This window comes from Proteiniborus sp. DW1 (assembly GCF_900095305.1).
In the GTDB taxonomy this organism is placed as follows: Bacteria; Bacillota; Clostridia; order Tissierellales; family Proteiniboraceae; genus Proteiniborus.
In genome coordinates, this window is the sequence record NZ_FMDO01000055.1 from 66,553 (window position 1) to 81,763 (window position 15,211).

Annotated in this window: 14 protein-coding genes; 5 read left to right on the forward strand and 9 right to left on the reverse strand. The window is 32.2% G+C overall.

Translation table 11 applies throughout. The features are described from left to right. Positions 1-5: 5 nt before the first annotated feature. The 5 genes from DW1_RS13420 to DW1_RS13440 all read right to left on the reverse strand — a co-directional run bounded on the left by DW1_RS13420 (position 6) and on the right by DW1_RS13440 (position 7,144). The gene (locus DW1_RS13420) at positions 6-2,234 is read right to left on the reverse strand and encodes an EAL domain-containing protein (protein ID WP_074351276.1); all 2,229 of its coding nucleotides are present in this window, start codon (positions 2,232-2,234) and stop codon (positions 6-8) included. A 502-nt stretch (positions 2,235-2,736) separates the two neighbouring features. Next, positions 2,737-3,807 carry a glycosyltransferase family 4 protein gene (locus DW1_RS13425; RefSeq protein WP_074351278.1) on the reverse strand — a complete coding sequence of 357 codons (1,071 nt, stop codon included), beginning with the start codon at positions 3,805-3,807 and terminating at the stop codon, positions 2,737-2,739. A gap of 262 nt (positions 3,808-4,069) precedes the next feature. Further along, complete coding sequence (gene rpsD, locus DW1_RS13430; protein ID WP_074351280.1) at positions 4,070-4,648, reverse strand: 30S ribosomal protein S4; 579 nt, start codon at positions 4,646-4,648, stop codon at positions 4,070-4,072. Between the two features lie 93 nt (positions 4,649-4,741). Then, positions 4,742-5,578, reverse strand: coding sequence for a CvfB family protein (locus tag DW1_RS13435; RefSeq protein WP_074351282.1), 837 nt, complete (start codon positions 5,576-5,578; stop codon positions 4,742-4,744). Between the two features lie 201 nt (positions 5,579-5,779). Continuing rightward, on the reverse strand, positions 5,780-7,144 hold the full coding sequence (locus DW1_RS13440) for an MATE family efflux transporter (protein WP_074351289.1): 1,365 nt from the start codon (positions 7,142-7,144) through the stop codon (positions 5,780-5,782). A 254-nt stretch (positions 7,145-7,398) separates the two neighbouring features. On the opposite strand from DW1_RS13440, the gene DW1_RS13445 reads away from it, so the two are divergent. The 5 genes from DW1_RS13445 (at position 7,399) to DW1_RS13465 (ending at position 11,764) form a co-directional block, all read left to right on the forward strand. Further along, the gene (locus DW1_RS13445) at positions 7,399-7,710 is read left to right on the forward strand and encodes a hypothetical protein (protein WP_074351290.1); all 312 of its coding nucleotides are present in this window, start codon (positions 7,399-7,401) and stop codon (positions 7,708-7,710) included. A 63-nt stretch (positions 7,711-7,773) separates the two neighbouring features. Continuing rightward, entirely contained in the window at positions 7,774-9,252 is a 1,479-nt protein-coding gene (locus DW1_RS13450; protein ID WP_074351291.1) for a spore germination protein, read from the forward strand. Positions 9,253-9,256: 4 nt separating this feature from the next. After that, positions 9,257-10,360: a GerAB/ArcD/ProY family transporter gene (locus tag DW1_RS13455; protein WP_074351292.1), complete on the forward strand. Its 1,104-nt coding sequence runs from the start codon at positions 9,257-9,259 to the stop codon at positions 10,358-10,360. Continuing rightward, positions 10,347-11,570 carry a Ger(x)C family spore germination protein gene (locus tag DW1_RS13460; protein WP_074351293.1) on the forward strand — a complete coding sequence of 408 codons (1,224 nt, stop codon included), beginning with the start codon at positions 10,347-10,349 and terminating at the stop codon, positions 11,568-11,570. Before DW1_RS13455 ends, DW1_RS13460 begins: the two co-directional genes overlap by 14 nt. Before the next feature lie 20 nt (positions 11,571-11,590). Continuing rightward, positions 11,591-11,764, forward strand: coding sequence for a DUF2249 domain-containing protein (locus tag DW1_RS13465; protein WP_074351308.1), 174 nt, complete (start codon positions 11,591-11,593; stop codon positions 11,762-11,764). 104 nt (positions 11,765-11,868) lie between these two features. Here DW1_RS13465 and DW1_RS13470 read toward each other — a convergent pair whose 3' ends face one another. From DW1_RS13470 to DW1_RS13485, 4 genes are read right to left on the reverse strand one after another with little or no spacing between them, the layout of a single operon-like run. Beyond that, positions 11,869-12,573, reverse strand: coding sequence for an ABC transporter ATP-binding protein (locus tag DW1_RS13470; RefSeq protein ID WP_074351294.1), 705 nt, complete (start codon positions 12,571-12,573; stop codon positions 11,869-11,871). Further along, entirely contained in the window at positions 12,573-13,349 is a 777-nt protein-coding gene (locus tag DW1_RS13475) for an ABC transporter ATP-binding protein (protein ID WP_074351296.1), read from the reverse strand. The genes DW1_RS13470 and DW1_RS13475 overlap by 1 nt, the downstream gene beginning before the upstream one ends. After that, positions 13,336-14,277: a branched-chain amino acid ABC transporter permease gene (locus tag DW1_RS13480; protein ID WP_074351298.1), complete on the reverse strand. Its 942-nt coding sequence runs from the start codon at positions 14,275-14,277 to the stop codon at positions 13,336-13,338. The genes DW1_RS13475 and DW1_RS13480 overlap by 14 nt, the downstream gene beginning before the upstream one ends. Before the next feature lie 13 nt (positions 14,278-14,290). Then, positions 14,291-15,175: a branched-chain amino acid ABC transporter permease gene (locus DW1_RS13485; protein ID WP_074351300.1), complete on the reverse strand. Its 885-nt coding sequence runs from the start codon at positions 15,173-15,175 to the stop codon at positions 14,291-14,293. Between the last annotated feature and the right edge of the window lie 36 nt (positions 15,176-15,211).

Below are 15,211 nucleotides of genomic sequence, written 5' to 3' on the forward strand. Positions count from 1 at the left end.
ATTTTTTATGCAAAAAGTTTTTCAAGTTCATCAGCTGGTAAGGGTTTACTATAATAGTATCCTTGAGCATTAATACAACCGTTTTCTTTTAAAAACTCCTGCTGTTCCTTTGTTTCTACACCTTCTGCAATTACTTTTAGCTTCAGCTCATTTGCAAGTATTATAATAGTTTTAGCTATTTTTTCATTTCTAGTATCTAAGTTTAAATCTTGAATAAAAGACTTGTCAATCTTAAGCTCATCTACATTCATCTCTTTTAGCTTATGTAAGCTTGAATATCCTGTTCCAAAATCATCTATAGATGTTTGCACTCCCAGTCCTTTTAACTTCTTTAGCATCTCAAGAGTATATTCTATATTCATAATAGCTGTAGATTCGGTGATTTCTAAAACTAAATAACTAGGATCAATTTTAGTTTCGTTAATTATTTTCAGTATTGTTTCTACGAAATTATGCTGCTGAAACTGTCTTGCAGAAATATTGACAGAAACGGTTATAGGCTTGTACCCCTTATTTATCCAATCAATATGCTGTTTACAAGCTGTTCTAAGTACCCATTCCCCTATAGAAACTATCAACCCCGTCTCTTCTGCCAATGGTATAAATCTGGCAGGACTAATGAGACCTTCTCCGGGCTTTTCCCATCTTATCAAGGCTTCCGTTCCAACTATATTGCCCGTATTTATCTCTATTATTGGCTGGTAAAATAATCTTAATTCATTATTTTGCTCGGCCTGTCTTAGTTGATTAATTAAGATTAGATTATCCATTTCCTTTTCGCTTAGTTCTTTCGTATATATAAAGTAACCATTACCCCCATTATCTTTAGCCTTATACATAGCTATATCGCCACTTTTCATTATGGCTTGACTTGTATCTCCTGCTTCTGGATATATAGCTATCCCAATACTCGTAGTTAAATAAAGATCATATGTATTTATAGCAAATGGTTTACTGAAACCTTCAATAATCCTCTCAGCTAGAACAACTGTCTCCTTTTCATTATTTATATCCGGCATTAGAACTATAAATTCATCTCCACCTATTCTAGCCAAGATATCAGATTTTCTTATGGTTTGAGCTATTCTCTTCCCTACTAAGTCTAATACTATATCACCAATGTCATGACCTAATGTATCATTAATTTGTTTAAATCTATCTAAATCAAAATATAGAATTGCAAATCTGCTATTATCCTCTATAGCCTTGTTAAGTGTTTTATTTAGAGCTTCAATTAAAAAAAGCCTATTAGGTAGAGATGTGACACTATCATAGTATGCAAGACTATGAATTTTCTGTTGATGTAAAAGCAAATCCTTATTAGCCGCTTGAAGTTCATTTGTCCTCTTACTAACTTCTGTTTTTAGGCGTTTATTCCAGACAATAAATAATATGATTACTAATAAAACTATCCCAGTTATTATGGCAAATTCTTTAATATATGCTCTAATAACTTCTTTTTTATTAAAAATCTCTTCCCCAAACCACTTCCTATATATTTTGTCATATATGCCATTCTTCTTTAGATTCGCTAAGCCTTTGTTTAACATAATAATTAGTTCTTCATTGCCCAAATATGTAGCAGGACCATATTCTACTAACTCCATAGGCTCTCCTACGATTTTAACCAAATGAGACTTTCTCAGCTTTTGAAGATAGTATGTACCAGTAAGCCTATTTCCAACAAAAGCATCTACTTCACCATTTAATAATGCATCCATAGCTTGGTTTTGATTTCTTTTAGGAACTATAATTACATTTTGAATTTTACCAATAACTTCGTGGTTTATATCACCTTCTTGGAGAGCTACTCGTGTTCCAGAAAGATCGCCTATTTCTGTAATAATACTTGTTTCTTTCAATACAAAAATTGCTTGGGAGTTTACTACAGTAGGCGAAGCAAATATAAACTTTTCTTCTCTATCCTTTGTTTTAGATAAACCTTGTATAAGATCTACTTCTTTTCTTTCAAGAGCCTTTAATGCATTACTCCATTCCATAGGTACAATTTCAATATCTATTCCCAATTCAATAGATAATGCATTCATTATGTCAACATTAAACCCCTTATACACTCCACTTTCATCTATATACTCATATGGTGGATGATTATTATCCCCCGCAACACGCAAAATAACAGTGTTCTTATCTAATGTATTTGAGGAAGTTGCATTCGCTACAACAAAAGATAATATAATGCTGACACAGAAACAAATTAATATCTTACTTTTCATAGTAGCTCACCTCCAAAAAAGAACAGCTAATTAGATTGTATAATTCTACAAAGTTCTGCATAATCCTCCTTTTTAAGCCACCTATAATATTTTAAATTAAGGTGGCATATGATAATAATCTGAAGTGAAATTTTATAATAATCCCCAAACCTAGATAAAATCAATTAAAAAAATATACTAAATAGCTAAAAAAGTACCATAGAGAAAAATAGGACTTCAGTATGAAATTTAGCTTTCAAGAATAGTTTACGTTTTCATATAGACAAAAAAGAAGAAATTTATTTTGTTAAGTTCCTGAACAAAATAAATTTCTTCCTATAGTCCTTGATTCTAACATAAATATTATTTAGTTTTTATTTAACTTATCTGAAATTCTATAATTCTTAATATCTAAATACCCTAAAAAAAATATTCAAAACATAATTTATACAAACTCATATCCAACTATTGATAAATATATTTTAAGTTGATATTCCTGCACTAAAAAGCAGTATCATATTACTTAATTGGATTTCTTTTCATATCGTTTTCCTCTGAAACGTCTTGCTTTTAAGTCCTCACTTACGTTGTCATAGAACTCTCTCCAAAGTTGTAGTACATGCTCCTTTGAGTAAAATCTACTTCCAGCAACTGACCTTTCTTTGGCAAGCTTGTATTTATTCTCACTATTTTTTAAAGCGTTCAATAATTTTTCAAATTCCTTATTATCACTAGCTTTTAAGTAATAATCAAATAATATATTTTTATATATATCTATATCTCTTAATACTATTGGCAAATGACAATTCATAGCCTCTAAAATAGCCATAGGAAATAATTCACTATATGAAGGAAGGAAAAAAACATCAGACATATTATATACTAAATTCATATCATCTCGCTCAACTATTCCAATAAACTTAACATTCTCAGGTGGTGATTCTACTATTTCTTTTAATTCCTTGTAACCACTTGTTATTCTTCCAAAGGAAAAGCCACCAGCCCATATGAATTGAATGTCAGGCATATTTTTTGCAATTTCAACAAAATCCAGAACTCCCTTTCTTGTCTGTACCTGGCCCACTCCTAATACTACAAAAGCATCAGTGCAAACGTTGTATTTTTCTCTTATCTCCTTCTTTTTATTTAAATCAACTGGATAAAAGTCCTTTGACGAAACAAAGTTAGGTATATAGGTTATCTTTCTTCTGTCTATCCCATATTCACAAAGTTTATCTATAAAATATGGATTTACTGTTACCAGATAGTCCATTTTGTTATAAAATGCTACTACATACCTATAAAATACCTTTTTAAATAATATGGGAATGTCTAAGCTCTCCTCTAGGGTTTCAGGAAGAAAGTGAACACATCCAACTGTTTTCCCTGAAATCTTTGCAAAGGGTAGACTTAAAAAATGTTTAAAGTCTACGGTATGATAATGGGTAATATCACAAGGCTTAAATTTATTTATCTCTACTTTGTATTTATCTGACAAGCCACTTTGAACAAGGCTTACCTGTTCTAAATAAGCAGAAGCTACTCCTTGTCCCTTAACCTTTTCAGCAGATGACAACATATTTATAGTAGTCATAAGCACCACCCCATAAGCATCATTATATTAATAATTTAGTCATCAAATATTAAAATAATACTTCGCTTCTTCTATACTTTGACAATTAATCTTATTAATAATTATGTCCAATAATTACAAAAAATTATGATTCAGATGTTAGGTATTTTACAGCTTGACCTACCTATTTCTAATTTCTTGCAGGTCGATTATTCAGTAACTTAAAAAATCAGAGAAGAAAGCCCTCTCTGATTTATATCATGAACCATATAGTTATACTTAATTATTTTGAATAAAGCTCAATAATGTAAGAATCTGTTACTTCTATTGGTATTTCGTCTCTATTAGGAATATATACTAATTTCCCTGAAAAGCTCTCAAGGTCTTTTTCTAAATAATTCAAACTCATTTCCTGCCCATAGAAGTTCTCTTTATGCATCTCATTTTTTCTGGATTTTTCTTTTAATGAAATAATATCTCCTACTTCTACTTTATATGATGGTATGTCAACCTTCTTGCCATTTACAAGTATATGTCCATGAACTACTATTTGTCTAGACTGTCTTAAAGTAGAGCCAAAGCCAAGTCTATATACAATATTGTCTAAACGACATTCTAGCCTTTGAACTAGTCTTTCTCCAGGATTTCCTTTAGAAGAAAGCGCCTGATCCACATATAGTTTAAACTGTTTCTCTAACATTCCATAATATGCTTTTAGCTTTTGTTTTTCCATAAGCTGCTTTCCATAATCAGATTGCTTGCCTAGTTTTTTAGCTCCTCTTTTAAGAGCCTTTGGATGATTAAATACATTAACACCAAGGCGTCTTGCTACCTTAAACCTTGGGCCCATTGGTCTTGCCAAATAAAATTCCTCCTCTAATTATTTTTACTTATCCAGCAGCCAATGATATTATACTATTTTTGATAATGGTTTGCAAGTGATATTTATTATCATCTACAATAATTTGACCCCATTTTTTATAATCTCTATTTTTCTCTCTTTTAAGAGTCTCCCAATAACTTTTTTATATGCACCTTTACTCATATTTAGCTGTTCCTTTATTTCCTCTGGTGAACTATCATCATTTAACATTAACACTCCACCGTTTTTAATCATCTTAGTTAAGACTCGTATTACATCTTCGTCAGTTTGTTTTTGTCCTTTTTCTCTAAGGCTTAGTGCTAACTTCCCATCTTCTCTTACTTTTGTGACCCTAGCTTCTATTTTATCTCCAATTCTGTAGGTCCAATAAATCTCATGTTTAGGTATCATGGCATCATATTTACTATCTACAGCTACGAATACTCCCATTTCCTTGTTTATTCTGTATACTATCCCTTTAACTTTATCGTCTACTTTATAAGGAGAATCACTACTTAGAATTCTATTGACCTTCATAGTTGCACAAAGCCTATTGCTTTTATCCACATATAGCCCTACTAAGTATTCTTTACCTTTTTCTACTTTTCCTATTTGCTCCTTAAAGGGCAACAATAAATCCTTATCTAGCCCCCAATCCAAAAATGCACCTATTCTAGTAGTTTCCACCACTCTAAGCATTCCTATTTCACCTACTACAAGCCTAGGCTTCTTTGTAGTAGCTATCAATCTATCCTCTGAATCTTTATAAACAAATACTTCAATTTCGTCACCTTTATCAATACCTTCTGGTACCTGCTTAATTGGTAACAGTATATCAGATTCAGATTTACGCTCCTTTGTATTCAAATATATTCCAAACTCTGCTTTTCTAACAACCTGTAATTTTTGAAACTTACCTAATTCTATCACTAAAAAACCTCCTATATAAAACATAATCCTAATTATAATTCAATTTAACACTAAATACTATCTTTATTTTATACCCAAAAAAATATACTATGTACGCTTTTTCTTAAACAAAAATAAACGATAATTCAATAGTAAGGGAACAGTAGTTTAACAATCATTAAACTATCGTTACACTATTATTGAACTATCGCTCTACTATCTTTAAACAGTTCGAATAACTTTTCTTTGCCATTGCCCTCTTTTATAGACTGCAAGACCATATAAACATATTATTAAGTTACTAAAGCTCATGGAGAACCAAATTCCCGTAGACCCTATATCAGTAAAATGCTTGAATATCAGTATCATAGGTAGTCTAACAAACCATAATCGTCCTACTTCCATTGCCATTGAATATTTAGTGTGACCTGAACCTTGGAATATACCTTGAAATACACTAAACATACCCATTAGAGGTAGTGAAAGAGTAATGTATCTAAGATAGCTAACTCCCTGGTCAATAACCTCTAGATCATCTTTAGATTGCATGAAGAAGTTTACTATCTCTTTATCAAATAATAAAAACAAAATGAGTCCAGCTACTGAAAAGCCTATAGTAAATATGGAAGACTTTTTAAAAGCTTCTCTAACTCTATCTGTTTGTCCTGAGCCAAGGTTTTGCCCAACAATAGATGTTAATGCTGCGCCAACTCCCATGGCTGGCTGCATAATTAGTGAGTTTATTCTGTTTACCATTCCATAGGCAGCCATAGTAGCAGTACCATAGGATGTAATAAAGCTATTGAGCACCATAAATCCTAATGCAGAACCAGTTTGACCAATTGAAGAAGGCACTCCAACACTTATGATTCTCTTAATAACTTCATTGTCAAATCTAAATCCTTTGAAAGTAGGTTTAATCATAGTTTGAGATTTAAACAATATGTATATTCCTGCAAAAGCTAATAAGGCCCTTGAAATCAACGTGGCAATAGCAGCCCCAGCAATACCCATATTAAAAGTAAATATGAATATAGGGTCTAGCACTACATTTAAAATGGCACTGATCCCACTTAATACAGTTGGTAGTACTGTGTTTCCTTGTGCGTTCATAATCGAATTAAAATTAAAAATCAAAAACATAAAAGGCATATCTAAAAAAGTAATTCTTAAGTATATATTGCTGTACTCAGCAAGGTCTCCTGTAGCTCCCATCAGTTTGATTACATGAGGACTTAATAAATACCCTATAATAGTAAAGCATATAGAAAATATTAATGATATTACAACAAGTTGACTGGAATATTTGTTTGCTTCTTCATAATCTCCTGCACCAATTAGCTGGGATAATATAGAAGTTCCTGCTATAGATATCCCTATTCCAAAAGAAATAAAAAGAAAATTCACTGGCCAAACAAAGGATGTTGCAGCAAAATGAACAGAACTAATCTTACTAACCCAAATTCCATCTGCTAAATTGTAAAGGGTTTGGATTAAATTGTTTATCATAATTGGTATAGATAATGTGATTATTACCTTATAAATATCTCCATTAAGAATTAAGTCTCTTCTTTGCTTATTGTCCATTTTTGTCCCCCTTATGATGAGTTTAAAAGCAAATAAAAATTTTTTGTATACTATTATGATTATATCACTATGAAAAATTATTTAAATAGTTTTCTAAGTACAACACATAAAACCGTAGAATACAATAATTGGGATATATTCTGATAATAAAATTTGTAATACATATTCCCTGTTATGTCAATAATAAAATAAATCTCGGGCTTTCCTAAATACCATGTGAATTCAAAATTATATTTTAGAAAGGAATGTGAATTATGGATACAGACAAATATTTAGTATGTCCTGAATGTAAAGGTGTGAATTTTGAAATGAGAAGAGAAGCCACTTTTTTATATAATTATAAGCTAGACACTCCTCTTACTAAAAATTGGAGTGAAAAAGAAAAAGAACTACCTTTTCTATTTGACTATAGAGAACTGTTGAACAGCAAGGAATATTTAGAATGTATAAACTGTAAAACTAGATACTCTCATGATTTTAAAGAAGGCAGTCCTAAGATTCGCCTCACAATTCTGCAAAAAGCAATACGAACAGACAATCAGGAAAATCCTCAATTTTTAGGATAATATTTAGTTCTTCTAGCGGCAATACTATATCAATAGATTACCAATAATATGGAGTGAATTTTTATGGAAAAACTCACCGGAAACCTATGGGTAGACTTAGATGCTTTCAAAAAAATATTTTTCTATCCTAAAAATAAGGATTTTATTATTCGTCCATTACATATAAAGGCATTTGATTTAGATGCGGTAATTATCTATGTACAGGGTACAGCATGTATAAACACCATAACTGATGATATAATCAAACCCTTAATGAATGATAGTGCCTCAGATATAGACGGTGATGTTGCAGCCTATATAATAAAAAGAATCACTACTACAAAAAATGCAGAGAAAATATCTAGTATCTCTGACATGACTACTTCTTTAGTTAAAGGCGATACAGTATTACTTATTGAAGGCTCCACAGAGGCAATTTATATTTCAACATCAGAATTTGAGCATCGTCAAGTAGAAAAGCCAGAAACAGAAAATGTGGTAAAGGGCCCTAAAGAATCTTTTATAGAATCTGCTCAGGTAAACCGTTCACTTATTCGTAAACACTATAAGTACGCTAATTTAATATCCGAAGGTATCGAGGTTGGCCTTAAAAGTAAGAATGACGTGTATATGATGTATATTGAAGGAATTGCGGATCCTGACCTAGTAGAAAATGTTCGAAAGCGAATAAAGAGTATAGAAGTTGATCTGGTATTAAACATCTCTATTCTTCACCAATTAATAGAGGAAAGAAGTTATTCTTTGATTCCTTCAATTTTATATACAGAACGTCCTGATAGGGCTGCTTCTTTTTTAAACGAAGGGCATATAGTGTTGATTATGGATGGTTCTCCTGCTGCTTTAGTACTACCCATTACTTTTTGGTCACTTCTCCATACATCAGAAGATCAGTACTTAAGGTGGCCTTATGGAAACTTTATCAGAATTTCAAGATTTATTGCATTGATATTAACATTATTAACCCCCGCTATACATGTAGCTATAGCTAATTATCATATTGAAATGATACCTACTGATCTCGCTATAGCTATTTCAGGAACTAGAGAAACATTGCCTTTTCCACTTATTGTAGAAGTAATTTTTATGGAACTATCATTTGAACTCATTAGAGAAGCAGGAATAAGAGTACCTAATACCATGGGTTCAACTATAGGTATTGTAGGCGCACTTATATTAGGCCAAGCTGCTGTACAAGCAAATATAATAAGCCCTATTTTAGTAATTATAGTATCCATTACAGGATTAGCATCCTTTGCTATATCTGATATTTCTCTTAGCTATGCTACAAGGCTACTTAGATTTGCATTTGTATTAGCTGCTGGTTTTTTGGGCTTTTTGGGAATTTCTCTTTCATTATCTGCTTTTTTAGCATACTTAATCAGTTTATCTTCCTTTGGAGTCCCTTTTATGTCTCCAATAGCACCTTATTATAAATCGTCTAATGACACTTATATTAGAACTCCTAGCTGGAAGCAGCTACTTAGGCCTTCAAATATTACTAAGCTTGAACCTTTAATAAGAAAAACTAAAGGAAAAGAGTGAAATAATGATAAAGAAATATGATGATAAAATTGGTTTTAGAGAATTTTTCTCAGTTATATTTATTGTCGTAGCATCAATGGCTACTGACACAACACCAATTATGTTTGCAAAAAAAGGCCTAAATGCAGCCTGGATGGTTCCCATACTCTCTGCTCTTTTTTTTATGCCTTCACTTTCATGCATTTTCTCTTTACTGAGGCTTTATAAAAACAAGAATTTAATTGATGTTATTTTTCATGTAGCTGGCAAGTTCTTTGGATATATATTTACTATTGCATTAATATTAATTGTATTCGAATACACTATATTAAGCACTAGAGAATATGCTGATATCCTTGGCACAATGTTCTATTTAAAAACTCCATCACTTTTTATATTATTCCTACTAATAGTTACTAGCTGCTATATAGCTAGTAGAGGATTTACTGTACTAGGAAGCTTGTGTTGGTTTGTGTATCCCTATATGCAGGTAGTGATTTTATTATTGATACCTACCATATGGGTGCAAATGGATTTCAATCAGATATTTCCCATAGGTGGTCCTGGTCTTGGAGTACTTTTGAAAACAAGCATTACGAGTACAACTATCTATGATACTCTTCTCTTTTTAGCTGTTTTTTTCCCTAAGGTTAGGACTTACAAGGAATTTAAATCTGCAACATTATGGGGGCTAAGTATCTCTGTTTTACAAATAGCTTTATATACATTAACTTACATAACCGTTTTTGGATATCTTACGTTTATTAACATGAATTACCCCTTTCATCAGATAACACGCTTAGTTGAAATAGGAAGATTCATTACTAATACGGAGGTCTTGTACTTAGGGTTTTGGGCAATTATCTCTTCTGTACGTTTTAGTATATTTATCTATGTTATAGCAGAAATCTCTACTACTTTGTTAAAAACAAATCGCAAGAAAACACTAATACCTCTTATTGGCTTTATAATTTTCATCATTGCAATATTACCCGAAAATTATACAAAGTACATTTTGATTTTTAGAACTACCGCTATTAAATATTTATGGGTATATATTGCAGGTCTACCGATTCTATTATGGATTATAGCTAAATTGAAGGGAGAATTTAAAAATGAAAAAGACTAAAATTATTACTATATTAGTAATAGTAATATTTTTAACTGGATGCTGGGACAAAATGGAGATAGAAGAAGTAGGCTATGTTACAGTTATAGGTATAGATAAGGGAGAAGATAACAAGGTTAAAATAACTTTTCAAATTACTAATCCTCAAGTTACTTCAACTATTGGTTCTCAGACAAATGAAGACTCTAGTGAAATAATAACACTTTTGTCAGATGATATTATATCAGCAAAAGATTTAGCTAATATTTCTTTTGCAAGACGTCTCACATTCTCTCATACAAAAGTTCTAATTGTAAGTGAGGAATTGGCTAAAACAGATAAAATATATCATTTAATAGAATCAGCTCAAAGAGATAGAGACACGAGACGTGAAATAGATTTAATTGTTTGTAAGGAGGAAGCATCAGAATTTATTAGCAAAAATAGTCCTCAATTTGATGCTCAAATAGGTAAATACTATGAACTTATGACTGCTACTTGGGAAGACACAGGGTTTATACCCTTAGCTAATATACATGGATACCTTCAGCGTAATTTAGATGCCCATAGCCTATACTTGATAGGCTATGCTACTACCATACAAAGTGCTCAAAAAGAATTAAGTGTAGGTATAGGGGATTACATAGCAGGTCAAGTTTATAAAGAGGAACTAAACCCTACCCAGTTAATAGGTTCAGCGGTTATTAAGAAAGGTAAAATGGTTGGGAAATTGACTGGAAAAGAAACTAGACTAGCCATGTTCCTAAGACCAGTGAGAAAAACAGATAATATTCTAACGACTTTTCCTGATCCCTTAAAGAAAGGTGAATTTATTTCTGCTAAATTAATGAGAGGTAGAATAAAAATAGACATTAGTATTAGTGAAGATTACCCTATTATTGATGTGATTGTTCCCATTAAAATAAGCATATCTGCTATTCCAAGTCTCGTTGATTATGTTGAAAATCAGGAAAATCAGGAGTTATTAAAAAAATTCATAGAAAAGTATTTTGAAGTCGAATCAAAAAAGCTAATTGAAAAAACTCAGAAAGAGTTTGGTGGAGAACCTTTTCTATGGTCTTCAATTGCAAGAAGAAAATTTCTACTTTTTGAAGATTTTGAAAAGTATAATTGGATGGAAAAATACACAAAGGCAAAGGTTAATGTAGACTTTGATGTTAAACTTATTGACTTTGGCAAGCATTCAAAACCATCTAAAATAGGTGATTAAGAGTACAAAGTATTAATTAAATTAGATATTTAAACCTAGCCAATCAATATTATCCACCAAAGGATAAGCATCCAGTAATATTTGAAACCTTTAACAACCTTAAGAAAGGCGAAAAAATGGAGCTTATTAATGACCATGACCCTAGCCCCTTACATTATCAAGTACTAGCAGAACTGGAAGGTCAATTTGAATAAACAATTAAAGAGATTCTTCGAACTTATAACCTTAAAATGCCGTATTCTATAATGTGTCATTCTAAGTGTAAGCGAAGAATCCCTTTTATGTCTGAGCCTCGTTCTTATCCTTCTAGGTATGCCTTCTTAACTTTTTCGTCCTTTAAAAGCTCCTTTGCATTACCTTCTACCTCCATTTCTCCATTTCTTATGATATATGCCCTGTCTGCAGCATTTAGTGCCATATGTGCATTTTGTTCTACTAGCAATACTGTAGTCCCAGCCTTATTAATGTCTTTAATAATTGAGAAAATTTCTTTTACTACTATTGGCGCAAGTCCCATTGAAGGCTCATCTAATAGTAAAAGTCTAGGTCTTGACATAAGCGCACGACCAATGGCAAGCATCTGCTGTTCCCCTCCAGACAAAGTCCCTGCCATTTGTTCTTTTCTTTCATAGAGTCTTGGAAACAATGAAAATACTTTATCATAATCCTTGTTGACTTCAGATTTATCCTTTCTTGTAAAACCTCCCATTTCAAGGTTCTCCATAACACTCATTTTAGAAAAAATCCTTCTACCTTCAGGCACATGAGATATACCTATCTTAACTATGTCCGGTGGATTTAAAGAATTTAACTTCTTTTCATTAAACTTAATCTCCCCATTGCTTGGTTTTTCTAAGCCTGATATGGCTTTTAGGGTAGTACTTTTCCCTGCCCCATTAGCTCCGATAAGTGTAACCACTTCCCCTTCTTCAACTTTAAGGCTTATGTTTTTTAATGCATGAATCCCCCCATAATATACATTTACATTTGTAAGCTCTAGCATTATTCTTCCTCCTCACCTAAATAAGCCTTTATTACTCTTTTATTACTTTGTATTTCCTCTGGAGTGCCACTAGCAATTAGAATTCCATAATCAAAAACAAATATCCTTTCACACAGTTCCATAACTAAGGACATATCGTGCTCTATAACTATAATTGTAAGATCAAAGCTTTCTCTAATCCATTTGATAAGCTCCTTAAGCTCTGCTGTTTCCCTAGGATTCATACCTGCAGCAGGCTCATCTAGAAGTAGAAGCTGAGGATTTCCTGCCAATGCTCTTGCTATTTCAAGCCTTCTCTGGTCTCCATAAGAAAGATTTTTTGAAAGCTCGTCTTTTTTATCTAATAAGTTAAACTTTTCAAGAAGCTGTAGTGCCTCTTCAAAAGTATTTTTTTCGTTTTTAAAGTATGATGGTAGTCTAAATAAAGCTGATGCCACACCGTATTTTAAACTTTGATGAAAACCTATAAGCACATTATCTACTACTGACATATTTTTAAAAAGCCTTATATTTTGAAATGTTCTAGCCACACCATAGTGTATTATTTTATGAGGTTTTAGCTCTTTTGTTGTAGCCTTCCTTTTTAAATCATATAGAATATCTCCAGAAGTAGGAGTATACATTCCTGTTAATAAATTGAAAAAGGTGGTCTTACCTGCACCGTTAGGTCCAATTAGTCCAATGATTTCTCCTTTTTCTATGTTTAAGCTTACATTAGATACTGCTTTTATTCCCCCAAAAGATTTTGATAAGTTGTTTACCTTAAGCACCGGCATTTGGCTTAGCCCCCTTTCTAAATAGCTTGAACTCTTGATTTCCCATGAGTCCTGTTGGTCTAAATACCATAATTGCAAAAAGAATAAGTGAGTAAATAACCATTCTTAGCTCTGGTATATTTTGAAGAAACACTGAAATAATGGATAGTGCAATTGCACCAACTACTGAACCAGCAATACTTCCCATTCCTCCAAACACAACAATAACTAATATATCAATAGATTTCATAAACCCAAATGAATCAGGCTTTATAAAGTAGAAATAATTAGCATACAGTGCACCTGCAGTACCTGCAAAGAATGCTCCAATAGCAAAAGCAAGTACTTTGTAATAAGTGGTATTTACTCCCATGGCTTCAGCTGCTATCTCATCTTCTCTTATAGATATACAGGCTCTACCATGATACGAATTAATGAAATGTCTAGTGAGTACTATGGTAGCCACTGTCATTATAAAAATCCAAGTCCAATTTGTATATTGTGGAATATCATTAAACCCTCTTGCACCACCTATATAGTCAGTGTTTAAAGCTAAAATCCTAATGATTTCACCAAATCCAAGTGTAGCAATGGCAAGATAATCACCTTTTAGTCTAAGTGTTGGGATTCCAATAAGAACTCCTGCAATAGCTGCTATTATACCAGAGATTACTATTGATATTATAAAAGGTTGACCAAATTTAGCTGTAAAAATCGCAGAAGTATATGCGCCTATTGCCATAAAAGCTGCATGTCCTAAGGAGAATTGACCAGTAAAGCCTGTTATGAGATTTAAGCTAACTGCTAATATGATATTTATTCCTACTAATATTATGTTTAGTTGAAGATAGGAGTCAATGAATCCCATATTTATTAACATTTGAATTATAAAATAAGAAATTATTATTGCAATGCAGCTTAAAATACTACCTTTACTAATTTTTTTCATATTCTCCCCCCTCCTACACTTTTTCCTTTATAGCTTTACCTAAAAGTCCATTTGGTCTTACTAGCAAGACTAAGATGAGAATTGCAAAAGCAACTGCATCCTTAAAAATTGATCCCCCATAAGCACTTACTATGGTTTCAGTCATACCAAGGAAGAAGCCTCCAAACACAGCTCCTGGGATTATTCCTATTCCACCTAATACAGCTGCAATAAAAGCCTTTAGTCCAGGGGTTGCTCCCATTAATGGATTTATTGTATTGTAGTAAACTCCTACAAGCACACCCGCTGCCCCCGCTAGCGCCGAACCAATAGCAAAAGTATATGATATTATTTTATTAGCATCTATTCCCATAAGCTCCGCAGCTTCTTTATCAAGAGAGACTGCTCTCATAGCTTTACCTATTTTAGTATTGCGTACAATGTATTGAAGTGCAGTCATTAATATAATAGTAATAAGAATTATATATATGTTTTTTAAATCAACTACTATATTTCCATTAAAGAGGTTGATACTTTTGCTTTTTAAAACCTCTGGAAATGTTCTTGTTTGTGGACCAACAAAATACATCATAGTATACTGTAAAAATAAAGATACACTTATAGCTGTGATAAGAGCTGATATTCTGGTAGATTTCCTAATTGGCTTATATGCAACTTTTTCGATAACCACTCCAAGTATACTGCATACTAGCATTGAAATTAATAGAGAAGGTAAAAAGCCTAAATCAAGAAAAGTTGTTAAAGCGAAGCCTACATACGCTCCAACCATGTAGATTTCACCATGTGCAAAATTAATAAGATTTATTATTCCATATACCATAGTGTAGCCAAGGGCTATTAATGCATATATACTTCCAAGTGATATTCCATTTGTTAATTGCTGGAATAGTTGTTCCATATTATCACACCTCCATTTCTAATAATCAACAATTTA

What these genes read in the sequence shown, in the direction of transcription:
- DW1_RS13420 (WP_074351276.1), bottom strand. Translation starts at nt 2,234, where the DNA reads ATGAAAAGTAAGATATTAATTTGTTTCTGTGTCAGCATTATATTATCT.
- DW1_RS13425 (WP_074351278.1), bottom strand. Translation starts at nt 3,807, where the DNA reads ATGACTACTATAAATATGTTGTCATCTGCTGAAAAGGTTAAGGGACAA.
- DW1_RS13440 (WP_074351289.1), bottom strand. Translation starts at nt 7,144, where the DNA reads ATGGACAATAAGCAAAGAAGAGACTTAATTCTTAATGGAGATATTTAT.
- DW1_RS13445 (WP_074351290.1), top strand. Translation starts at nt 7,399, where the DNA reads ATGGATACAGACAAATATTTAGTATGTCCTGAATGTAAAGGTGTGAAT.
- DW1_RS13450 (WP_074351291.1), top strand. Translation starts at nt 7,774, where the DNA reads ATGGAAAAACTCACCGGAAACCTATGGGTAGACTTAGATGCTTTCAAA.
- DW1_RS13455 (WP_074351292.1), top strand. Translation starts at nt 9,257, where the DNA reads ATGATAAAGAAATATGATGATAAAATTGGTTTTAGAGAATTTTTCTCA.
- DW1_RS13460 (WP_074351293.1), top strand. Translation starts at nt 10,347, where the DNA reads ATGAAAAAGACTAAAATTATTACTATATTAGTAATAGTAATATTTTTA.
- DW1_RS13470 (WP_074351294.1), bottom strand. Translation starts at nt 12,573, where the DNA reads ATGCTAGAGCTTACAAATGTAAATGTATATTATGGGGGGATTCATGCA.
- DW1_RS13475 (WP_074351296.1), bottom strand. Translation starts at nt 13,349, where the DNA reads ATGCCGGTGCTTAAGGTAAACAACTTATCAAAATCTTTTGGGGGAATA.
- DW1_RS13480 (WP_074351298.1), bottom strand. Translation starts at nt 14,277, where the DNA reads ATGAAAAAAATTAGTAAAGGTAGTATTTTAAGCTGCATTGCAATAATA.
- DW1_RS13485 (WP_074351300.1), bottom strand. Translation starts at nt 15,175, where the DNA reads ATGGAACAACTATTCCAGCAATTAACAAATGGAATATCACTTGGAAGT.